18 protein-coding genes, 1 tRNA gene and 2 pseudogenes are annotated in these 20,632 nt (G+C 72.4%); 6 read left to right on the top strand and 15 right to left on the bottom strand.

The window, feature by feature from the left end; genetic code table 11:
• Positions 1-9: 9 nt before the first annotated feature.
• Positions 10-1,506, bottom strand: a complete 1,497-nt coding sequence (locus ACFYMU_RS19135; protein WP_388374270.1) for a peptidoglycan-binding protein — start codon at positions 1,504-1,506, stop codon at positions 10-12.
• Positions 1,507-1,717: 211 nt separating this feature from the next.
• Here ACFYMU_RS19135 and ACFYMU_RS19140 point away from each other — a divergent pair.
• From ACFYMU_RS19140 to ACFYMU_RS19155, 4 genes and pseudogenes are all read left to right on the top strand, one after another.
• Positions 1,718-1,794: transfer RNA gene (locus ACFYMU_RS19140), tRNA-Lys, on the top strand.
• A gap of 82 nt (positions 1,795-1,876) precedes the next feature.
• Positions 1,877-2,056 (top strand): annotated as a pseudogene (locus ACFYMU_RS19145) (FCD domain-containing protein); the annotation flags it as partial.
• Positions 2,057-2,361: 305 nt separating this feature from the next.
• The gene (locus ACFYMU_RS19150; protein ID WP_388374272.1) at positions 2,362-4,308 is read left to right on the top strand and encodes a glycosyltransferase family 2 protein; all 1,947 of its coding nucleotides are present in this window, start codon (positions 2,362-2,364) and stop codon (positions 4,306-4,308) included.
• Entirely contained in the window at positions 4,305-6,239 is a 1,935-nt protein-coding gene (locus tag ACFYMU_RS19155) for a galactose oxidase-like domain-containing protein (protein ID WP_388374274.1), read from the top strand. The genes ACFYMU_RS19150 and ACFYMU_RS19155 overlap by 4 nt, the downstream gene beginning before the upstream one ends.
• A gap of 73 nt (positions 6,240-6,312) precedes the next feature.
• Here the strand turns inward: ACFYMU_RS19155 and ACFYMU_RS19160 are convergent, their stop codons facing one another.
• The 6 genes from ACFYMU_RS19160 to ACFYMU_RS19185 form a co-directional block, all read right to left on the bottom strand.
• Complete coding sequence (locus ACFYMU_RS19160; protein ID WP_388374276.1) at positions 6,313-7,326, bottom strand: glycoside hydrolase family 6 protein; 1,014 nt, start codon at positions 7,324-7,326, stop codon at positions 6,313-6,315.
• Positions 7,327-7,447: 121 nt separating this feature from the next.
• On the bottom strand, positions 7,448-8,113 hold the full coding sequence (locus ACFYMU_RS19165) for a class F sortase (protein WP_388374278.1): 666 nt from the start codon (positions 8,111-8,113) through the stop codon (positions 7,448-7,450).
• A gap of 3 nt (positions 8,114-8,116) precedes the next feature.
• Positions 8,117-8,677, bottom strand: coding sequence for a hypothetical protein (locus tag ACFYMU_RS19170; RefSeq protein ID WP_388374279.1), 561 nt, complete (start codon positions 8,675-8,677; stop codon positions 8,117-8,119).
• Between the two features lie 390 nt (positions 8,678-9,067).
• Positions 9,068-9,847, bottom strand: coding sequence for an HAD-IIA family hydrolase (locus ACFYMU_RS19175; protein ID WP_388374281.1), 780 nt, complete (start codon positions 9,845-9,847; stop codon positions 9,068-9,070).
• A gap of 243 nt (positions 9,848-10,090) precedes the next feature.
• On the bottom strand, positions 10,091-10,942 hold the full coding sequence (locus ACFYMU_RS19180; RefSeq protein ID WP_388374283.1) for a hypothetical protein: 852 nt from the start codon (positions 10,940-10,942) through the stop codon (positions 10,091-10,093).
• Positions 10,943-11,065: 123 nt separating this feature from the next.
• On the bottom strand, positions 11,066-12,409 hold the full coding sequence (locus ACFYMU_RS19185) for an ROK family protein (protein WP_388374285.1): 1,344 nt from the start codon (positions 12,407-12,409) through the stop codon (positions 11,066-11,068).
• Between the two features lie 68 nt (positions 12,410-12,477).
• Between ACFYMU_RS19185 and ACFYMU_RS19190 the strand changes: the two genes are divergently transcribed.
• Positions 12,478-13,632, top strand: a complete 1,155-nt coding sequence (locus ACFYMU_RS19190) for a Gfo/Idh/MocA family oxidoreductase (RefSeq protein ID WP_388374287.1) — start codon at positions 12,478-12,480, stop codon at positions 13,630-13,632.
• Between the two features lie 120 nt (positions 13,633-13,752).
• On the opposite strand, the gene ACFYMU_RS19195 is transcribed toward ACFYMU_RS19190, so the two are convergent.
• The 5 genes from ACFYMU_RS19195 to ACFYMU_RS19215 form a co-directional block, all read right to left on the bottom strand.
• Positions 13,753-14,178 (bottom strand): Uma2 family endonuclease, encoded by a 426-nt coding sequence (locus ACFYMU_RS19195; protein ID WP_388374289.1) that lies wholly within the window; start codon positions 14,176-14,178, stop codon positions 13,753-13,755.
• Positions 14,179-14,298: 120 nt separating this feature from the next.
• Entirely contained in the window at positions 14,299-15,156 is an 858-nt protein-coding gene (locus tag ACFYMU_RS19200) for a fumarylacetoacetate hydrolase family protein (protein ID WP_388374291.1), read from the bottom strand.
• A gap of 157 nt (positions 15,157-15,313) precedes the next feature.
• Positions 15,314-16,024 (bottom strand): YidC/Oxa1 family membrane protein insertase, encoded by a 711-nt coding sequence (locus ACFYMU_RS19205; protein ID WP_388374549.1) that lies wholly within the window; start codon positions 16,022-16,024, stop codon positions 15,314-15,316.
• 104 nt (positions 16,025-16,128) lie between these two features.
• Positions 16,129-16,440, bottom strand: coding sequence for a DUF6412 domain-containing protein (locus ACFYMU_RS19210; RefSeq protein ID WP_388374293.1), 312 nt, complete (start codon positions 16,438-16,440; stop codon positions 16,129-16,131).
• Between the two features lie 39 nt (positions 16,441-16,479).
• Positions 16,480-17,013, bottom strand: coding sequence for a winged helix-turn-helix transcriptional regulator (locus tag ACFYMU_RS19215; RefSeq protein WP_388374295.1), 534 nt, complete (start codon positions 17,011-17,013; stop codon positions 16,480-16,482).
• 163 nt (positions 17,014-17,176) lie between these two features.
• Here ACFYMU_RS19215 and ACFYMU_RS19220 point away from each other — a divergent pair, with 163 nt between their 5' ends.
• A complete protein-coding gene (locus ACFYMU_RS19220) occupies positions 17,177-18,637 on the top strand; it encodes an MFS transporter (protein ID WP_388374297.1) in 1,461 nt (486 codons plus the stop codon).
• A 3-nt stretch (positions 18,638-18,640) separates the two neighbouring features.
• Here ACFYMU_RS19220 and ACFYMU_RS19225 read toward each other — a convergent pair whose 3' ends face one another.
• The 3 genes and pseudogenes from ACFYMU_RS19225 to ACFYMU_RS19235 form a co-directional block, all read right to left on the bottom strand.
• On the bottom strand, positions 18,641-19,429 hold the full coding sequence (locus ACFYMU_RS19225) for a class E sortase (RefSeq protein ID WP_388374299.1): 789 nt from the start codon (positions 19,427-19,429) through the stop codon (positions 18,641-18,643).
• Positions 19,430-19,597: 168 nt separating this feature from the next.
• Positions 19,598-20,269: an enoyl-CoA hydratase-related protein gene (locus tag ACFYMU_RS19230; RefSeq protein ID WP_388374301.1), complete on the bottom strand. Its 672-nt coding sequence runs from the start codon at positions 20,267-20,269 to the stop codon at positions 19,598-19,600.
• A gap of 79 nt (positions 20,270-20,348) precedes the next feature.
• Positions 20,349-20,501: pseudogene (locus ACFYMU_RS19235) on the bottom strand (hypothetical protein); the annotation flags it as partial.
• Positions 20,502-20,632: the final 131 nt, after the last annotated feature.

Here is a 20,632-nt window from a genome sequence, read left to right on the forward strand (position 1 = left end):
GCCTCCGGGTCAGGAGAACAGCCGTCGCCAGGTCTCCGGTCCCGGACGGCCGTCGGCCGCGTCACCGTCGAAGCCCAGGACCCGCTGGAACGCCTCGACGGCACGCTGGTCCGCCTCGTCCCAGACGGGCCCCGGCCCCTGCGGGTAGGAGGAGCCGAACCCCTTCTTGATCAGTTGCCGGCCCAGCCGGGTGACGTACGGGTTGTTCGCGCCCGGGCGGAACATGTCGGCACCCGGGTAGCCGGGCACCACGGGCGCGGCGGCGCGTGGCACCGGCTTCCCCACGGGCTGGGCGGCGGGGGGCCCGGCGAGCGCCGTCGCGGGCGTCCCTGCCGGGTTCACGGCCGGTGGGTTCAGGGCGGGCGAGTTCAGGGCCGGTGGGTTCAGGGCCGGTGGGTGCGGGGCGGCGGTCCCGGGCGCCCCCACCGCGGCGGTCCCCGCCGTGGGGGTGACCGTCAGGGGGATGTCCGCGCCCGCCCGTTGCGTCAGGTACTTCCAGGTCACCGGTCCCGGCAGCCCGTCCGCGGCCTGCCCGGTCCAGCCCTGGGCCCGCTGGAACGCCGCGACGGCACGCCGGTCCGCCTCGGACCAGCGCGAACCGGGGCCCTCGAGGTAGAACCGCGCCCCGCCGCGCGCCATGAGAAGACTGCCGAGCCGGGTGACGTTGCCGTTGTCGGCGCCCGGGCCGAAGGCGGCGGACGGGAAGGGGACCGGCAGGACGGGGGGCGTGGCGCCGGCGATCGTGGCCGGGGCGCCCTTGGTGCCGACCGCGCCGTCGGTCACGCCCTTGTAGCGATACGGCACATAGCTGCCGGAATTGGACCAGTAGGCGTACGGGGTGGCCTGCCGCCGGGCCACCGGCGGGGTCTCCTCGTAGGCGATGTAGGACGTGTGGGTGTAGTCCGTCCAGCCGCCGAAGATGACGACGTGCGACCCCTTCTCGGGGTTGCTCTTGTTGTGGAAGAGGAGGATGTCGCCGGGCTGCAGTTCCTCCTTGGAGATGCGGACACCGAACGCGTTGAGGCTGCCCGTCCATTCGTTGCTGCCGAGGTTCCAGGCCATCGAGACGAAGCCCGAGCAGTCCTGCCGGTAACCGTCCGACCAGTACTTGTTCATGTCGTACGGCACCGCGGCCGTGACCCACTTCTTGGCCCGTCTGATGATCTGCGCGCGGGTCGTCTTGGGCAGGGCGGCCGAGGCCGGTGCCCCGCTCGGGCCCCGCAGCGGCGCGGTCTGGCCCTGCGGGGTGTCGGGCAGTGCGTCGTCCGCCGGCACACCCGGCTGCAGCGGGGCGTGGGCGGCGGCGAGGGAGGGCATCGCGGGGCTCATGCCGAGGACCGTGCCCACCGCGGCGGCCAGCAGGACGGCCTTGCGGACCGTCGGGCCGCGCCCCCCGGAACGTCCGGCGGCCCGGGAAGACGCAGGACCGACGGGCCGCCGGCGGACGCGGCCGCCTCGGTCGCGTCCGCTCGTGGGATCGGATTCCTCGAACACCGGAGTCTCCATGCGATGCCCCTTACACATTCTGTCCATATTCGGATGATATGTCCTCACTTCTGCATGTCCGTCAGTTTTCCAACCGTGCACCCGAACCGCATGTTGACGGTCCGAACGATGTACGCGAGACCCACCCCATCGGCCCCACCCCCGACCGGAGCCCGCCGGCCCACGGCCGGAAGCACCCCTCGGCGTCGGGTAGAGTTCTCCACGTCAGCGGGCGCCGCTAGCTCAGTTGGTTAGAGCAGCTGACTCTTAATCAGCGGGTCCGGGGTTCGAGTCCCTGGCGGCGCACCACCGAAAGACCCCTCGCACAAGCGGGGGGCCTTTTTCGCGCCCGCGCCCCGGAGAACCACACGATTGGCCCGACCCCCGGGTGGACGTGCCGCAGGACCCGAAGGTCACCTGCCGACAGCACCGGGAGATCCTCCACGCGGTGCGGTCCGGGGATTCCGTTCGAGCGGAGCAGGCCGTGAGGGAGCACTTCCTCAACATCCGTACCCGGCTGACCTCAACCGCACCAGAAGGATCCAACAAGCATGCGAATGAGCGGGTATGACCGGTAAACACCGCGTTTCCTGTCTTGTGATCATGCCGGATGCCATAGAACCCTGAGTGTCGGCGCTGCCGTACGACGGCAGCCGGGGGCTGGGCCGGTTGCACGCGCGGGGACGGGGACCTCGCCGGAACGGATGCCGAGGGGGGCGTCCCCGCAACCGGAAGGTGGGGCGCACCCGTGTCCACAGGTGTGGGTGACGTGGCCGCGCCGACCTGTCACGGATCCGTCCGCCACGGCCTGGGGGGCCGCCGCGGACGACACGAACGAGGAACACACGCACGTGGTGCGTGCGGGGGGGATGACTCATGACGTCCACGAGTGCCCGGCACAACATCGACCCGTCACCGACCACCCGGCTCCGGGTGCCGTCGCATCGGACCGGTCACACCGGCAGCCTCCGCCGGATCAGGAAGACCCTGCCGAGATACGACTACGAGCACTACAGCCGGCTGGCGGGACCGCTCACCCAGCCGGATCCGGACCGGCCGTACCGGGTCCGGTACCGCTCCCTGCTCTCGCAGGAGCCGCACCGCATCCGCGCCGCCCTCATGCTGGGCGCCGCGCCGCTGCTGTCGCTGGTCCTGCTCGGCTGGCTGCTCCAGCCCGAACACTGGACCGCCCGCGCCTATCCCCAGTACGCCTTCCTGCCGGTCCTCGACGCCGTCATGCTCGTCTCGATCGGTCTGATCGAGTTCTTCCGCTGCATGAACGTGCTCTCGAACGCGCACGCCACGCTCGTCGCCCGCGACCCGGTCCCGGTGGTGCCGGAGACCGGCACGAGAGTGGCCTTCCTCACCACGTACGTTCCCGGCAAGGAACCGCTGTCGATGGTGACGAGGACCCTGGAGGCGGCCGTGCGGCTGCGGCACCGGGGCCTGCTGCACGTCTGGCTCCTCGACGAGGGCGACGACCCGGAGGTCAAGGCGGTCTGCGAGCGCCTCGGCGTGCACCACTTCACCCGCAAGGGCGTCGAACGCTGGAACCGGCCCAAGGGGCCGTACCGCGCCAGGACCAAGCACGGCAACTACAACGCGTGGCTGGAGGCGCACGGCGACGCCTACGACTACTTCGCCTCCGTGGACACCGACCACGTGCCGCTGCCCAACTACCTGGAGCGGATGCTGGGCTTCTTCCGCGACCCGGACGTCGGCTTCGTCATCGGCCCGCAGGTGTACGGCAACTACGACGCCTTTGTCACCAAGGCCGCCGAGTCGCAGCAGTTCCTCTTCCACGCGCTGATCCAGCGGGCCGGCAACCGCTACGGCACCCCGATGTTCGTCGGCACCTCCAACGCCGTACGGATCTCCGCCCTGAAGCAGATCGGCGGTCTGTACGACTCGATCACCGAGGACATGGCCACCGGCTTCGAGATGCACCGCCACCGCAATCCGGCCACCGGGAAGAAGTGGAAGTCGGTGTACACCCCGGACGTGCTCGCGGTCGGTGAGGGCCCCGGCGCCTGGACCGACTTCTTCACCCAGCAGCTGCGCTGGTCCCGGGGGACGTACGAGACGATTCTCAAGCAGTACTGGAAGGGCTTCTTCTCGCTGCCGCCGGGCAGGCTCTTCAACTACACCATGATGATCATCTTCTACCCGATGTCGGCGGCCAACTGGATCCTGGCAGCGCTGAGTTGTGCGCTGTTCCTGGGGCTGGGCGCCTCGGGTGTGAACATCGACCCGACGGTCTGGCTGATGCTGTACGGCAACGCCTCCGCGCTGCAGATCGGCCTGTACGTCTGGAACCGCCGGCACAATGTCTCACCGCACGAGCCGGAGGGCTCCGGCGGTGTGGCCGGCATGGTGATGTCGGCGCTGTCCGCACCGGTCTACGCCCGCTCGCTCATGGACGCCGTGCTGCGCCGCAGGAGCAGGTTCGTGGTCACGCCCAAGGGCGATTCGGCGAGCCCCGACACGCTGCTGGGGACCTTCCGGATCCACCTGTTCTTCGTTCTGGTCTTCGGCTGCTCCATCGTCGCCGGCTTCCTCTTCGGTCACGCCCACCCCGCGATGATCACCTGGGCCTCGATCGCCCTGCTGATCACGGCCTCACCCATCGCCGTATGGCGCTGGACGCTACGGCGGGAGAGCAGGAACCCGGCCGACCCGGCCGTCGCGGACGAGCCCCAGGACGCGGTGGCGGTGCCGCAGCAGGCCGCCGGCGCACACGCGGCGGGCCGGCGACCCGTGTGGGCCGGACCCGAGGGCCCCGAGCAGACCGTGCGGATCGCCCTCGAAGGGCGCAAGAAATGAAGGACCGGGCCGGCCACCGCCGTGCACGCCGTCTCGCGATCGGCACCGTGGTCGTCCTCGCGCTGGCCGGCATGAACGGGCCGTGGCTGTACCGCTTCGGGACGGAGCGGTACCACGAGTACACGATCAACAAGGCAGAGTACAAGGCCGAGAACGGGCACTGGCAGATCGTCGAGTTCCCCGAGCGGTACCGGCAGGACACCATTCACGCGGCGCTCCTGCACACCGGCAAGGTGCTGCTGATCGCGGGCTCCGGCAACAACCAGGACAACTTCGACAAGAAGAAGTTCGACACCCGCCTCTGGGACCCGGTCAAGGGCACGATCAAGAAGATCCCCACGCCCAAGGACCTGTTCTGCACCGGTCACACCCAACTGGCCAACGGCAACCTGCTGATCGCCGGCGGCACCAAGCGGTACGAGAAGCTGAAGGGTGACGTCACCAAGGCCGGCGGCCTGATGATCGTCCACAACGAGAACCCCGACAAGCCGATCACGCTGCCCGCGGGCACCGTGTTCACCGGCCGGGCCGACCACAAGACCTTCGTCTCCAAGGACCCGGTCCTGGTGCCGCGCGCGAAGAAGGTCTTCGACCGCACCGGCAGGTTCCTGCGCAACGACCCGGGTCTCGGCCGCATCTACGTCGAGGCGAAGAAGAGCGGCTCCCGCTACGAGACCGGCACCCAGGACAACTACCGCATCCGGGGACTGGCCGGCGTCGACGCACGCAACACCTACGGCATCGCGCAGAAGCTCGCGCTCGACAAGAAGGACTTCCAGGGCATCCGGGACTCCTACGAGTTCGACCCGGTCGCCGAGAGGTACATCACGGTCGACCCGATGCACGAGGCCCGCTGGTACCCGACCCTCACCACCCTCAGCGACGGCAGGATCCTGAGCGTCTCCGGGCTGGACGACATCGGGCAGCTGGTCCCGGGCAAGAACGAGATCTTCGACCCCGCGACCCGGACGTGGACGTACACCAGGAAGACCCGGCAGTTCCCGACCTACCCGGCGCTGTTCCTGATGCAGAACGGCAAGATCTTCTACTCGGGCTCCAACGCGGGCTACGGGCCGGACGACGTGGGCCGCGACCCGGGCGTCTGGGACGTGGCCGCCAACACGTTCACGAAGGTGCCCGGGCTCGGCGATCCCAGCATGATGGAGACCTCCGGCACGGTGCTGCTGCCGCCCGCACAGGACGAGAGGTTCCTGGTGATCGGGGGCGGCGGGGTCGGCGAGTCGAAGCTGTCCAGCAGGAAGACGCGGCTGATCGACCTCAAGGCGAAGAACCCGCGCTTCGTGGACGGGCCGTCCCTGGAGAAGGGCACCCGCTACCCGCAGTCCTCGGTCCTGCCCGACGACACGGTGCTGGTCTCCGGCGGCTCCGAGGACTACCGCGGGCGAGGCGACTCCGACATCCGGCAGGCGCGCGTCTACCACCCGGACACCGACACGTTCCAGCGGGTCGCCGACCCCCTGGTCGGCCGCAACTACCACGCGGGCTCGATCCTGCTGCCCGACGGCCGCGTGATGTTCTTCGGCTCCGACTCGCTGTACGGCGACAAGGCCAACACCCGGCCCGGCACGTTCGAGCAGCGCATCGAGATCTACACGCCGCCCTATCTGTACCGGGGCGCGCGGCCCTCCCTGTCGGGCGGCCCACGGACCCTCGCGCGCGGCGCGTCGGGCACGTTCACCTCGCGGCACGCGTCGACGATCAAGAAGGTCCGGCTGATCCGCCCGAGCGCGTCGACGCACGTCACGGACGTCGACCAGCGCTCGATCGCGCTGGACTTCACGACATCGGGGAACAGGATCACGGTGACCGTCCCGACGAACCGCAATCTCGTCCCGTCGGGCTGGTACATGCTGTTCGCGGACGACGACCGGGGAACGCCCAGCAAGGCGCAGTGGGTGAGGGTTCCCTAGGCCCCTGTCGTCGGCACAGGGGGGCGCCCTCCACCGCGGAGGGCGCCCCCCTGGGTCACGCGGGGGGGAGGGGTCAGATGCCGGCCCCGGTCAGTCCGAGCGCGTAGGCCGCCCACCACTCCCCGGCCTTCGGTCCCCCCTTGCACGAGCCGTCCGACTCGCCGGGGCGCTTGACCCACAGGTACGCGTCCACCAGCGGGTCCGCCGTCCTCGTCGTGGGCGCCTCGCCCAGGGCCCGGCCCGGCGGATTGCACCAGCGCTGCCCCGGATCGCCTTGCGTGTAGGGCCCGTTGCCGTTGCGGCTCGTGTCGATCACAAAGTGCTTCCCGCCGATCTTCGCCGACAACTGCTTGCCGTAGGCGATCGCGTCCTGGGTCGAGTAGAAGTTGGAGACGTTCACCGCGAAGCCGTCGGCCCGGTCGACGCCGGCCCGCTGGAGCGGCTGGAAGATCTGGTCGGGGTGCTGCCAGCCCGGATTGCCCGCGTCCAGGTACACCGTCGTGTTCTTCAGCGCCGTGAGCGTGGTGACCGCGCCCTCCAGCAGGTCGTAGCGCTCCTCGTGGAACCTGCTGGGCGTGCAGCCGTCCACCATGTGCAGCACCGCGTCCGGTTCCAGGACGACCGTCGCGTGCCGGTCCCCGATGCCCCGGGCCACCCCGTCGATCCACGCCCGGTACGCGTCGCCGTCCGCCGCGCCGCCCTGCGAGAACTGCCCGCAGTCGCGGTGCGGGACGTTGTAGAGCACCAGGATCGCCGTCCGGTCCGCCTTCCGGGCGGCCTCGGTGAAGCCCCGTGCCTCCGCCTCGGGGTTCTCCGGCCCGATCCACTCCCCCGTCGGCTGCTCGGCGATCCTCCTGATCCGGTCCGCCTCGGCCGTCCTCCCGGCCTTCTCGTACGCGGCGACCTGCCGGGCCGCGTTCCCGTCCGGGTTGACCCAGAACGGGTCCGAGGACTTCGGCCGCTGGGTGATCCCGGCGCCCCCGTCGTCCTTCGCGCCCCCGCCCCCGGCGGAGGAACACCCGGCCAGCAGCACGGCGGCCCCCACCGCCGCCGCGGCCCAAGCCCCCACACCCCTCGTCCCGTACATCCAACTCCCCCCTGGGTGTACCGTCTTACCCCCAATCGTGGCATACCTCCGCGTCTCCCACGACGCCGTCGGAGGCTTCTCCCAGAGCTGTTGCACCCGTTGCCGGGGGGCACCGCGGTCGTCAGCGGCCGCCGCCCGTCAGGTACGCGGACACCACCACGTTCGCGGTGTACGAGCGGCTCGCCCGGTCGAACCTGCCGCCGCAGGTGATCAGCCGCAGCTCGGCCCGGCCCGACTGCCGGGTCCCGTAGGCCCGGCGGGCGTCGAAGTGCTCACGGTCGAGGACCTTGACGTCCTCCACGGTGAACTCGGCGACGCGCCCGTCGTCGCGGACCACCCGCACCTTCGCCCCGGAACGCAGCGTGCTGAGCTTGTAGAAGACGGCGGGCTTGGTCTCGGTGTCGACGTGCCCGACGAACAGCGCGGTCCCCGCGGCGCCGGGCCTCACCCCGCCCGCGTACCACCCGACCACCCCGGGCTGGTCGAAGGGCGGCGGCTCGATCGCGCCCCGCCGGTCCAGTCCGCGCGCCACGACCGGCGCCTGCACCCGTATCACGGGGATGTCGACGCGCAGCGGCACGGCCCGCCCCAACGGCTCGACCGCGGGCGGTAGTTCGGCGTCGGGTGGCCGGCCGGCGGCGGCCATGTCACCGGTTGTCGGCGCGGAGATCCCCTGGCGTACGTCGGTCACCTCCCGGCCCCACAGCCACAGCCCGAGCAGCAGGACCACCCAGGCGACACCCATCAGCAGCCGCCCGGTACCGGAGGAACGCTCGTGCTCGGACACGGTTCACTCCGCGCCGGGGTCCCGGCGGGCCCCCCGGGCGAAGACCGCGACGGCGGCGGCGCTCGCCAGCACGAGACCGATGACCGCCTGCCCCACGCCGGGCCCGGTGTTCCGGGCCCCGGAGGACGCCACGCGCGCGGTGCCGCCGCCGCCCGCGGGTACCGGCGCGACCGGCGAGGAGGGGGCGGACGGCGAGAGCGGCACACTGCGCGACTCCCGGCCGGTGGGGGTCGGGGTCGGTGCGGCCATCGGGGGTCTCGAAGCGCTCGGCGGCGTCCGAGGCGCCGGGGACGCCAGGGCGGGCGGGAGGACCGGGCCGGTCGGGGCGGCCGCCCTGGGGGCGCCGACGGTGAGCGGCCCCTTCACCGTCCGGCCGTCGCAGCCGGCCGTGACGGCGTACCTGCCCGGCGCCGCCCGGAGGAGGACACCGGTGCCGCCGGGGAGCGTGCCGTGCCGACCGACGACCCGGGCGACGAACCGGCCGTCCGCGACGAACGCGGCCGACGCGACCGGCCCACCCCTGCCCGTCGTATCTGCAGCTCTCGCGTCTGTCGTGCCTGCCACGCCCGCCACACCCGCCACGCCTGTCGTGCCTGTCGTGCCTGTCGTGCCCGTCGCGTCGGAGCACCCGCGCACGGCCGGCCGGACACCGGTGGCGGGTGCGGGGGACCCCGGGGTCAGGGAGACGCCCCGCGCCTCGGCCGCGTACGCGGCGGGCCCGAGGGCGACTGCGACGACGGCCCCCGCACAGAGAGTGAGCCGAAGTGAACCCATCGTGAAACCTCCCGATATCAGGAGGTTCCCCCTCCGGGCACTCCGGCGCATCCGGAAGGAACCCTCGACTACTCCGTACGGGAGCGGGCGCTGCGCCGGATGGCCTCCACCGGGCGCTGTTCGACGGCGTCCACCGGGCGGGGCGGGCAGGGCTCCGGGGCGGGTGACCGCCCGGGGCCGTCAGACGAGGTCGACGAGGTCCGCGATCGAGGGCACGACGTGGGAGGGGCGGTACGGGTAGCGGTCGATCTCCTCCGGCGTGGTCAGCCCGGTGAGCACCAGGAACGTCTGCATCCCGGCCTCCATCCCGGCCAGCACGTCGGTGTCCATCCGGTCGCCGATCATCGCGCTGTTCTCGGAGTGGGCCCCGATGGTGTTCAGCCCGGTCCGCATCATCAGCGGGTTCGGCTTGCCCGCGAAGTACGGCTGCTTGCCGGTCGCCTTGGTGATCAGCGCCGCGACCGCGCCGGTGGCGGGCAGCGGGCCCTCGGTGGACGGGCCGGTCTCGTCGGGGTTGGTGCAGATGAAGCGGGCCCCCGCCTTGATCAGCCGGACCGCCTTGGTCATCGCCTCGAAGGAGTAGGTGCGGGTCTCGCCGAGGACGACGTAGTCGGGCTCGTGGTCGGTCAGGACGTAGCCGATGTCGTGCAGCGCCGTGGTCAGTCCGGCCTCACCGATGACGTACGCCGTGCCGCCGGGCCGCTGGTCGTCCAGGAACTGGGCGGTGGCCAGCGCCGAGGTCCAGATGCTCTCGGCCGGCACGTCCAGCCCCATGCGGTGCAGCCGGGCGTGCAGGTCGCGCGGAGTGTAGATGGAATTGTTGGTGAGCACCAGGAACGGCTTGCCGGATTCGCGCAGCTTCTTGAGGAAGGAGTCGGCACCGGGGATCGGGACGCCCTCGTGGATGAGCACACCGTCCATGTCGGTGAGCCATGACGCGATGGGCCTGCGCTCTGCCATGTGCGATCTCCTGCCGTACGCAACGGGGAAGCGGGGGCGCCCGCATGACGATGAAGGCGGGCGCCCAGGGCCCCAGCGTAATCAGGACCGGTCCGACCCGATCCCGCCGGGCACGCACCGGTCGGTGGACACACCGGCCGGCAGGCACGCATCGGTCGGTGGGGACACACCGGGCCGGCGGGCACGCACCAGTCGGTGGGGACACACCGGCCCCGCGGGGACGTCCCGGCCCTGCGGGCGGGCTCAGCGGCGGCGCAGCAGGAAGGGGCAGGCCGCGACGAGGCCGCCGCCCGCCACCAGGAGCAGGCCGACGGTCGTCGGACTGATGCCGTGCGGCGGCTGCGGCCCGGTGTTGGCCAGTTCCTTGCCCACGGGGCTGGGCAGGGAGGTGGGCGCGGGTGAGGAGGCGGGTGGGGCCGAGAGAGGGGACGACGAGGACGACGGCGAGGGCGCGCGCGAGGGCGACGGCGAGTCCGATGCCGGTGGCGTCCCCGCCTGGTCATCGGCATGGCCGTCCCCGCCATCGATCCGGAACCGGTAGTAGTTCGACTCGCCGACCCAGTCGCCGTCGCCGCCCTGCCGCTGCACGATCGCCGCCTTCGCCATGACGTCGTTCGGCTTGGTGCCGGGTGCGAGCGTCAGCCGCACCTTCACGGCGAGCGTCTGCCCCGGCGCGACCGTGAACCCGGCGAAACCGTCGTCGAACGCGCCGACCAGTTCGTCCCGGGCGGTGTGTTCGAAGGTGACCGGGTGCGCACGGTCCCCCTCGAAGAACTCGAGCTTGGGCTGGGCGACCGTCAGCGTGCGCTTGAAGTCGACGAGGACGACCACCGGGTGGATGCCCCCGCAGGATTGCGCGGTCGTGTTCTTGAGGTCGATGAACCAGGTGCGGCCGGCGCCGCCGGGCTCGTATGCCTCGGGACCGCCGTGGATGCGGGTGGTGAGGGGGAAGGCGTGACCCGTGGGCGCCACGCAGGCGGACTCCCGGTCGGCGAGGACTCCAGCGGAGGGAGCCGCGCCGGCGGCGGCCTGTGGGAGAAGGGCGGTGGCGGCGAGTGCGAAGGGCAGGACCGGGAACAGTCGAAACAGTCGCATGACATTATGACCGGCCATCAGCGCGGGCCTCCGGGGCACGCCACGCCCTGAGGGCCGCAGCCCGCGGCCCAAGTCCCCTCGATCAGCGCAGTGGCCGGGCCCGCTCGCCGGGCCCCCGGGGAGTCATCCCTCCGCCCGTCCGAAGAGCGGCGCGAGCAGCAGCTGGGCCGCGCCCTCCGCGACGCCGCGCTCCCCGCCGGGCGCGACCCGCACGGGGACGGCCGGGGTCGAGCCCTCGCGCCGGGCGCGTTCGCCGAGGACGGCGCCCACTCCACGGACGAAGGACTCCGGGTGGGCGGCGACGGTGCGGCCGCCGAGCAGCACCAGGTCGATGTCGAGCAGTTGCGCCAGGTTCGCGGCGCCCGTGCCCAGGACACGCGCCGCCTCCTCCATGTCACCGCGGGCGACGGCGGCGAGGCACAGGGCCTCGATGCAGCCCCGGTTGCCGCAGCCGCAGGGCGGCCCGTCGAGCTGGATCACCTGGTGCCCGAACTCCCCCGCCCCCGTCCGCGGCCCCCGGTGCACGGTCCCGCCGATGACCAGTCCGGCGCCGAGCCCGGTACCCAGGTGCAGATAGGCGAACGACCGGTCCGCGGCCTCGACGGCACCGCCCAGCGCGAGCCCCAGCGCGGCGGCGTTGGTGTCCTTGTCCATCGCCACGTGCACGCCGAGCCGCCGCGCCAGCGCGTCCCGCAGCGGAAAGCCGTCCCACTCGGGGAACCCGGTGACGCGATGCAGCACCCCGTGCCGATGGTCGAGCGGCCCCGGAAGCGCGACACCCACACCGAGCAACGGCCCGGGGCCCGTACGAGACGTGGAGCCCGTACGAGACGTGGAGCCCGTACGGGGCGTGGAGCCCGCCGCCCCGGGCAGGGGACCCGCCTCGGACACCACGTCGGCCCCAGGCATGCGACCTGCCCCGGTCATGGGACCAGCCTCGGTCATGGGACCAGCCTCGGTCATGGGACCGACCTCGGTCATGGGACCGGCCTCGGTCATGGGACCGGCCTCGGACAGCAGCCCCTCGACCTCCCGGGCCGCCCGCTCCACCACGCTCCGTGCGCCCGCGCCCAGGTCGAGCGGGGAGCGGCGCTCGGCGACCACGGCGCCCGTGAGGTCGCACAGCACCACCCGTACCTCGTCCCGGTCCAGGTGCAGCCCCACCGCGTGCCCGGCCGCGGGCACCAGCCGCAGCACCGTTCGCGGCTTGCCGCCGGTGGAGGCGCGGCGGCCCGCCTCCGTCGCGAGGCCGTCCGCCCGCAGCCGGGCCGTGATCTTGCTGACGGCCTGCGGGGTCAGGCCGGTCCGCTCCGCCAGCTCCAGCCGGCTGATCCCGGTCTCCCCCGCCGTGCGCAGCAGGTCCAGCACGAGAGCCGCGTTGTGGCTGCGCAGCGCCGGCAGGTTCACTCCGCTCGCCACGGTTCCCCCGACCCCACGACCGCCTCCCGCTCCACCGACCCCGCGCACGTCCCGTTCACGCCCTCCATTGTGACCTGCCCTTGCACTTTGGCAACAGCGTTGCGAAAGTGGTGCCCATGACGCGCACAGCCCCGGGTGGCCCCGCCGCCCCTCTCCGCGTGGGCCTCGTCGGCTTCGGCCTCGCGGGCTCCGTCTTCCACGCCCCGCTGATCGACACCACCGCCGGCCTCGTCCTCGACACGGTCGTCACCTCGGACCCGCGGCGGCGTGAGCAGGCCCGCGCCGCGTTCCCCGAGGTGCGACAGGCCGCCACACCCGACGAGCTGTGGCCCCGCGCCGGCGAGCTGGACCTGATCGTCATCGCCTCCCCGAACAGGACGCACGTCCCGATCGCGACGGCCGCCCTCAAGGCGGGCCTGCCGGTCGTGGTCGACAAGCCGATCGCGGGGACGGCGGCCGAGGCGCGTGAGCTGGCGGCGCTGGCCGAGGAGCACGGCCTGCTGCTGTCCGTCTTCCAGAACCGCCGCTGGGACAACGACTTCCTGACCGTCCGCAAGCTGCTGGCCGAGGGCGAGCTCGGCGACATCCAGCGCTTCGAGTCCCGTTTCGAGCGCTGGCGGCCGCAGCCCAAGGGCGGGTGGCGCGAGTCCGGTGACCCGGCGGAGATCGGGGGTCTGCTGTACGACCTCGGCAGTCATGTCGTCGACCAGGCGCTCGTCCTGTTCGGCCCCGCCGCCTCCGTGTACGCGGAGTCGCACGTGCGCCGGCCGGGCGCGGAGGCGGACGACGACACGTTCATCGCGCTCACCCACGTCGACGGCGTCCGCTCCCACCTCTACGTCTCCGCGACCGCGGCCCAGCTCGGCCCCCGTTTCCGGGTGCTGGGCTCTCTCGCGGGCTATGTGAAGTACGGCCTGGACCCCCAGGAGGCGGCGCTGCGCGAGGGCAGGCGCCCGGGCCCCTGCTGGGGCGTCGAACCCGAGTCCATGTGGGGACGCGTGGGCTCCGGTGAGTCCCCGCAGACCGGCGGGGGCCGCCCCGAACCGACGCTCCGCGGCGACTACCCGGCGTACTACGCGGCGATCGCGAAAGCCCTGCGCGAGGGCGGCCCGGCCCCGGTGACCGCACTGGAGGCGGCCGCGACCCTCGACGTCCTGGAGGCGGCCCGGCGCTCGGCCCGCGAGGGGGTCACGGTGAGGCTGTCGGACCCTGGGCCGCCGGGGCTCCGGGAGCGTCGCCCTCACGCGGGAACTCCTCCGTGGCCAGCTTGATGCCGAGAACCGTCTCGCTGAGGTCGATCTCCTCACCGAAGCGGAAGATCAGGGTTGAGCAGTACTGACCGCCTTCAGGGCGCATGTGAACATGGCACCTTCCCGTATACGGGTCGGCAATCAGATAGATCGGTACCCGGCGAGGGCGTACGTCTCCCGCTTGGGCCCGTAGTCATTGGCCGCGGTGTCCTTGGAGATCACCTCGGCCACGAACTGGACGTCCTGGTAGCGCCAGCGCCCCTTGTCGTCCCTGACCGCGTGCGGCTTGAAGGTCGCGATGTCACATGCGAAGCCATTGAGACGGCCCGGAAAGTCGATCCGGACATCGGAGGCGATGCGATTGCGCGGGTAACGCGTCCTCAACTGCTCGACGATGTCGAGGATGATCTCCCAGTGCGTCTGGCGCTGTGGCGACATGTAGATGGCCCCCCGGACGATCTCGACCTTGAATCCCTCGGGGGCGGGCTCCAGCCACTCGAACATCTTGTCGAGGGTGAGCTCCTCGCTCTGCTCGGCCATCACGATCCTGTCTACGAGAACAGTCACCGTCGCCGCTCCTCCCCGCTGCCGCACGGTGGCGGGCAGTCGCGCGGTACAACGATACGCTCGGCGTTTCGCCACGACGGGAACGCCGAGCGCAGTCGGCGGCACCGCGCACCGGAGGCACTACGCGTCCTTGAACTCCTGCCGTTGCCGCCCCAGCCCCTCGACCTCCAGCTCGACCACGTCACCGGCCCGGAGGAACGGCTTCGGCTCGGGCCGCCCGAGCGCGACCCCCGCCGGCGTACCGGTGTTGATGACGTCACCCGGGTACAGGGTCATGAACTGGCTGACGTAGCGCACGACTTCGGCGACCGGGAAGATCTGCTCAGCGGTCGTCCCGTGCTGCTTCAGCTCGCCGTTGACCCACAGCTTCAAGAACAGGTCCTGCGGGTCGGGCACCTCGTCCGCGGTCACCAGCCAGGGGCCCAGCGGGCTGAACGTCTCGCAGTTCTTGCCCTTGTCCCAGGTGCCGCCGCGCTCGGTCTGGAACGCCCGCTCGGAGACGTCGTGCGCCACCGCGTACCCGGCGACGTGCGCGAGCGCCTCCTCGTGCGACTCCAGATAGCGGGCGGTGCGGCCGATGACGACCGCCAGTTCCACCTCCCAGTCGGTCTTCGTGGACCCGCGCGGCACGAGGACCGTGTCGTGGGGCCCGACCACCGTGTCCGGCGCCTTGAAGAAGATGACCGGCTCGGCGGGCGGCTCCGCGCCGGTCTCGCGGGCGTGGTCGTGGTAGTTCAGGCCGATGCAGACGATCTTGCCGATGCCGGCGAGCGGCGGGCCGACGCGGAGCCCGGAGGCGTCGAGCTGCGGCAGGTCGCCCGCCTCGGCGGCGGCGCGGATCCTGCCGAGCGCCGCGTCGTCGGCGAGCAGCGGTCCGTCGATGTCCGGGACGAGACCGGACAGGTCGCGCAGGGTCCCCTCGGCGTCGAGCAGCGCGGGCCGCTCCGCCCCCGCCGTACCGACTCGCAGCAGCTTCATGGTCACATTCTCCCTCGATCGCGGGCGGCCAACCGACGGTGCGGCCGGAGCGCGGCCGGGGTGCGGCCGTCGGAGGGCCGGTCGATCTTCCAAGCTCGGCGTCCGGTCCGCAATACCCCGTTCACGGACCGGACCACCGTGCCGTGCCGTGCCGTGCTCAGCGGTAGAGCACGGCCCGCTCGACGGCGCTCCACGTCGTGCTGGTCACCACGTACAGCGCGGCGGCGAGGGGGATCACCGCCACGGTGACCAGGGTGAAGAAGGGCAGGAACGGCTGGACCCTGATGACCGCGCCCAGACCGGGCACCTGCGCGCCGTCTCCGGCCGGCACCGGGTTCGCGGCCGTCGTCCGCTTGGTACGCCGGTAGGTGACGGTGGCGACCGCCGCGACGAGCGCGAACAGCACGAGATACACGAGACCCGCCGCCCCGAAGGGCCCGCCGTGGCCGAGGGCGTCGGCCCACCGGTCGCCGAGGGGTGCGGCGAACAACGCGTGGGTGAGCAGGCCGTTGCTCCGGCCGCCGACGGTCGTGTTCGAGAACAGCTGGTACAGCAGGAAGAAGGCGGGCAGTTGCAGGAGGCCGGGCAGGCAGCCGGACAGCGGGGAGACCTTCTCCTCCGCGTGCAGCGCGAGGACCTCCCGCTGGAGCCTCTCGGAGTCCCCGGCGTGCCGGGCACGCAACTCGGCGATCCTCGGCTGCAGTCGGGCGCGCGCCCGCTGTCCGCGCGCCGCGGCCCGGGACAGGGGGTGGAGCAGGAGTCGTACGAACGCGGTGAACAGGACGATCGCGGCGGCCGCCGCGGAGGCGTGGAAGAAAGGCTGGAGCAGGTCGGCCAGCCGTTCGACCAGGCCGGCGAACACGGATATGAACGCGGACATGGGTGAGCCCTCCGGGGTCTCGTCGTGCCGGGTGGAAGAGGTGTCGGCAGGACGACCCGCGCGGGGTCACGCGCGGACGACGCGGACGTGCCCTACGCGGCGGTCGCCGGAAGGGCTCGCCCCGGTGCCCGCGGCCGGGTGCGTCCCCGGGCGTCGGGGTCCCGTTGCGGCAGGAAGGCGGTGCGGTGCTCGCGGTCGCGGATGGCCGTGCGCACCCGGGCCGGCGGCACGGCGGGCACGCTGCGGGCGGCGATCAGCGCACAGAGGGCGAACGCGGAGCCGACCGCGGCGGTCGCGGCGAGCGCGACGGCGGCGGAGAGGCTGCCGGCGTCGAGGGCGGCGACCTCCAGGAGCAGGAGCAGCAGCACGACGGCTGGGCGCAGACGTACCCGGAACCGGACCACCGGCTGCCTCCTCCCCTCGTACGTGGCCTCTCCGGCTTGTTATACAGGATCGGTCTCGATCGGCTGCAGCAACCTCTTCGGCCGCAGCAGCGCCCGGCTGACCGGGTCGGCCGGATCCAGGTCGAGGCCGGGCCCCGGCAGCATCTCGACGTCCTCGACGGGCACGACGGTTCCGCAGGCGGGGCATTCGCCGTACGGCCCCAACTCCTTGTCCGTCCCGCAGGTCGCGTGCCGGAAGTAGCGCAGCCGCGCACCGCTGAGGTGTTCGCGCCCCCACACACCGAGCGCCCGCAGGCTGGGCCACAGGGCCGTGCCGCGCTCGGTGAGGACGTACTCGTCCCGCGGGGGCGACTCCTGGTAGCGGCGCTTCTCCAGGATCCCCGCGGCGATCAGGTTCTGGAGGCGGGCCGCGAGGACGGCGCGGGGGATGCCGAGATGGACGAGGAAGTCGTTGTAGCGCCGTACGCCGTAGAGGGCGTCGCGCACGATGAGCAGCGTCCAGCGCTCGCCGATGACCTCCAGCGCGCGGGCGACGGCGCACTCCTGCGTGGCGTAGTCCTTGCCGAGAGCCATGGCTCCACTGTAGCCAGTCCCGAGCAGGAGGGTTCGGTGACCGAATCCACTTTCCCGTTTGGTTCAATGACCGAACCTTTGCTGCTACGGTCGTACGCGCACATCAGGTTCAATGACCGAACCTGGAACCCGCCTCTCGAACCACCCTCCGGAAGCGCAGGCCATGTCACCCCTGGAACGCACGGAACCGAGGGAACACGACGAGCACACCGTCGCCGCCCCCGCCGCCCCCGCCACCCCTGTCACCCCTGCCACCCCTGTCGTCACCCCTGTCGCCCACGCCCCCCACGGCACCCCCCGGGCGACCCCCACCCTCGCCCTGACCAGCGCGGCCACCGCCGTGGCGCTGATGACGTACACCGCGCCGATGGTCACGCTCCCCGACACCGCCGCCGCCCTGCACACCCCCGTCTCCGCGCAGGCATGGCTGCTCAACGGCACCCCGCTGGGGCTGGCCGCGCTCCTCCTGGTGGCGGGCAGCCTCGCCGACGACTACGGCCGCCGCCGGGTCTTCCTGGCCGGCACACTGGCCCTCGGCCTCACCACCGCGCTCGGCGCCTTCGCGACGTCGACCTGGCTGTTCACCCTGGCCCGCGTCGCCCAGGGCGCGGCGAGCGCGGCGATCCTCGCGAGCAGCCTCGGCCTGCTGGTGCACGCCTTCCCGACCCCTCGGGGCCGACTGCACGCGACCGGCGTGTGGGGCGCTTTCGTCAGCGGCGGCATCGCCGCGGGCCCGCTGATCGCGGGAGCGATGCCCACATGGCGCGTGGCGTACGGGGTCCTGGGCGTCGCGGCGCTGATCGTGGCGGCCCTGTCGCCCCGGGCGCTGACCGAGTCCCGCGCGCCTCGGGGCGGCCGTCCGGACCTCGCGGGCGCCTCCGTGTTCGGCCTCGCCCTCGTGTCCCTGGTGGCCGCGCTGACGCTGGGCCGCGACGGCTGGCTGCGGACGCCGGTGGCGGTGCTCCTCGCGGCGGCCGTGCTCCTGCTCGCCGCCTTCGCCGTCATCGAGCGCCGCACCCGCGTACCGATGATCGACCTCGCCCTGCTGCGCCGGCCCCGCTTCCTCGGCTCGGCCGCGGGCGGACTGTTCACGGGCCTCGCGGTGATCGGCCTGTTCAGCTTCCTTCCGGCACTGCTCCAGCGGGCACTGGGCCTCACGGCGATGGACACCGCATGGCTGTTCCTGCTGTGGTCCGGGCTCTCCTTCGCGGTCGCGCTCCAGGCGAAGCGGCTGGCGGGCCGGGTCTCGCCGCGCCACCAACTGGCCCTCGGGTTCGCGCTCCATGCCGTCGGCGTGCTGACCATGCTGGGCGCGATCGGCGCGCACTCCTGGGCCCGACTGCTGCCCGGACTGGTGATCGGGGGCATCGGCAGCGGCCTGCTGAACGCCGCGCTCCCGCTGGTCGCGGTGGACTCGGTACCCGCCGAACGCGCGGCGATGGGGTCGGGGGCCCAGCAGACGTTCCGCTACATCGGCTCCTGCGCGGGCGTGGCCCTCACGATCGCCGTGGTCACCTCGGGCGGCGGCTCGCTCGCCCACGGCGCGGACATCGCCGCCATCGTCTCGGCGGGGCTGGCGCTCGCCGGGGCACTCGGGGTGCTGGCGCTGCGCGAACGGGCCTGAGGCTCACGCCCGGGGCCGCATGGAGGCGAGCGTGCCCCACACCACGAGCCGGTACCGCGAGGTGTACTCCGGGGTGCAGGTGGTGAGCGTGAGGTAGTAGCCGGGACGGTCGTACCCGTACGACGGTCTCACGGTGCTGCGCGGGACGGGCGCGATGACTCCCCCGTCCCGGGCGGAGGTCTGCGGGAGCGTCCTGTCGACGACGTAGGTGTAGACGGCGGACTTCGTCTCCACGGTGACGGCGTCCCCGTGACGCAGGCGGTCGAGGTGCCGGAAGGGCTCACCGTGCGTGTTGCGGTGCCCGGCGAGCGCGAAGTTCCCCGCCCCGCCGGGCTGGGCGGTGCCCGGATAGTGGCCGACGTAGCCCAGGTTGAGCACACGGGACTTGCTGACGCCTTCGGCGACGGGGACGCGGACGGACAGCCGGGGAATGGTGAGGACGGCGTAGGCACGGGAGAGCGCGGGGCGGACGGCGGCAACCCCTCGCGGGTCTTGCGGGTTTTGCGGGTTTCGCCGTCCGGTGGCGGAGCCTGTGGGGGAGCCGCCCGCGTCCGGCGTACCGGACGAGCCGGCGGCCGACGGGCCGGCGGGCTCGCCCCACTCCCGCTCCAGCGCCTGCACCTTGCGCTCGGCTCCCTGCCGGGCCTGACGATTGGTCCACCACAGCTGATGGACGACGAGCAGCATGAGTACGACGCCGAGCGTGACCAACAGTTCACCACCACTCCACAGCCCACGCCGGAGCAGGGCACGACGCCGCCGGGTGGTGTGGTGCACGACGCGGGTGCGCATGGGGTCGGACGATAAGGGCTCCGGCTTCAAGTGGCCATGGTCACGCACCGCTCTGTCCGGCAACGACGTCGGCCCCGGCCCTGTCCCCTCAGTCGGTGGACGGCTGGGGCGGCCCGTCCCCGGGCGGAACGCCTGGGGACGGGGTGGTGCGGTCGGTGCGGCGTCGGCTCAGCCGAGCGGGTTCGTCGTGTCGCGCAGGGTGGCCAGAGCCGGGCCGTACATGCGGGCCTTGATGATCCCGAGGGTGTCGCCGGCCTTGTTCACCTGCGCCTGGGCGAGCTCGATCGCGCTGGAGCGCACGGCGTCCTCGCCGACCGCCTGGTCGACGATGCCGGTGGCCGCGGCGTCGGCGCCGCCGTAACGGCGGGCGGTGAGCATGGCCTCGTGCGCGGTCTGCGGCGCGAGCCGGGACTGGATGAGCGCGCCCATGCCGGGGGTGAAGGGGATGTTGATGTCCGCTTCGGGCAGGCACCAGTAACCGCGGTCGGCGCGCATGACGCGGAAGTCGTGGGCGAGGGAGAACATCGCGCCGGCGGCGAAGGCGTGCCCCTGCAGTGCGGCCACCGTGACGACCGGCAGCGACAGCATCCGCGCGAACAGCTCGTGGACGGAGACGACGTAGTCGTGCTGCTGGTCGGCGTGGGCGAACAGCCAGTCCAGGTCGAGCCCGTTGGAGTAGAACTTGCCGGTGGCGGCGGTGACCAGGGCGCGGGGGCCCTCCGCCTTCTCGACCTCGTCGAGTGCGGCGCCGACGGCGGTGATCCAGTCGGGGTGGAAGCGGTTCTCTCCGTCTCCGAGGTCGAGGACGAAGACGTTGTCGTGGCGGTCGAGCGAGGGCATGGCGACTCCTTCGAGCGATGTGCTCGGCCCCGCACATGATCACCGTGCCTTCGACCGCGGCGACGACGAAGGCACCGAGTCGGCGGCTGCGCTCCTCCGTCAGGTCATGCCGCAGGAAGAGGGCCGCGAGGACCTCCTGCCGGCGGGCGAAGACGGCGGCGGCGGAGCGGGCAAGCTGGGGAGCGTTGTCGTTGGGACGGGCTACCTGTCGGTAACTTACGGGGTGTGTCAGAGAACACGCAAGAGGGACGTGCGCCGGTCATGAGCCCCCTGGACGCGCTCGGCTCAACGCGCCGAACCGCAGGAGCCGGGCGCCGCACCGGCAGCCGACCCCCTCCGGCCGTACCGGTGATATCGCGGAGC

Source organism: Streptomyces sp. NPDC007264, assembly GCF_042869095.1.
In the GTDB taxonomy this organism is placed as follows: Bacteria; Actinomycetota; Actinomycetes; order Streptomycetales; family Streptomycetaceae; genus Streptomyces.

Bases quoted from the DNA above. Each gene is read 5' to 3' on its own strand.
- ACFYMU_RS19135 (WP_388374270.1), bottom strand. From the start codon at position 1,506: ATGGAGACTCCGGTGTTCGAGGAATCCGATCCCACGAGCGGACGCGAC.
- ACFYMU_RS19150 (WP_388374272.1), top strand. From the start codon at position 2,362: ATGACGTCCACGAGTGCCCGGCACAACATCGACCCGTCACCGACCACC.
- ACFYMU_RS19155 (WP_388374274.1), top strand. From the start codon at position 4,305: ATGAAGGACCGGGCCGGCCACCGCCGTGCACGCCGTCTCGCGATCGGC.
- ACFYMU_RS19160 (WP_388374276.1), bottom strand. From the start codon at position 7,326: ATGTACGGGACGAGGGGTGTGGGGGCTTGGGCCGCGGCGGCGGTGGGG.
- ACFYMU_RS19175 (WP_388374281.1), bottom strand. From the start codon at position 9,847: ATGGCAGAGCGCAGGCCCATCGCGTCATGGCTCACCGACATGGACGGT.
- ACFYMU_RS19180 (WP_388374283.1), bottom strand. From the start codon at position 10,942: ATGCGACTGTTTCGACTGTTCCCGGTCCTGCCCTTCGCACTCGCCGCC.
- ACFYMU_RS19190 (WP_388374287.1), top strand. From the start codon at position 12,478: ATGACGCGCACAGCCCCGGGTGGCCCCGCCGCCCCTCTCCGCGTGGGC.
- ACFYMU_RS19200 (WP_388374291.1), bottom strand. From the start codon at position 15,156: ATGAAGCTGCTGCGAGTCGGTACGGCGGGGGCGGAGCGGCCCGCGCTG.
- ACFYMU_RS19215 (WP_388374295.1), bottom strand. From the start codon at position 17,013: ATGGCTCTCGGCAAGGACTACGCCACGCAGGAGTGCGCCGTCGCCCGC.
- ACFYMU_RS19220 (WP_388374297.1), top strand. From the start codon at position 17,177: ATGTCACCCCTGGAACGCACGGAACCGAGGGAACACGACGAGCACACC.
- ACFYMU_RS19225 (WP_388374299.1), bottom strand. From the start codon at position 19,429: ATGCGCACCCGCGTCGTGCACCACACCACCCGGCGGCGTCGTGCCCTG.
- ACFYMU_RS19230 (WP_388374301.1), bottom strand. From the start codon at position 20,269: ATGCCCTCGCTCGACCGCCACGACAACGTCTTCGTCCTCGACCTCGGA.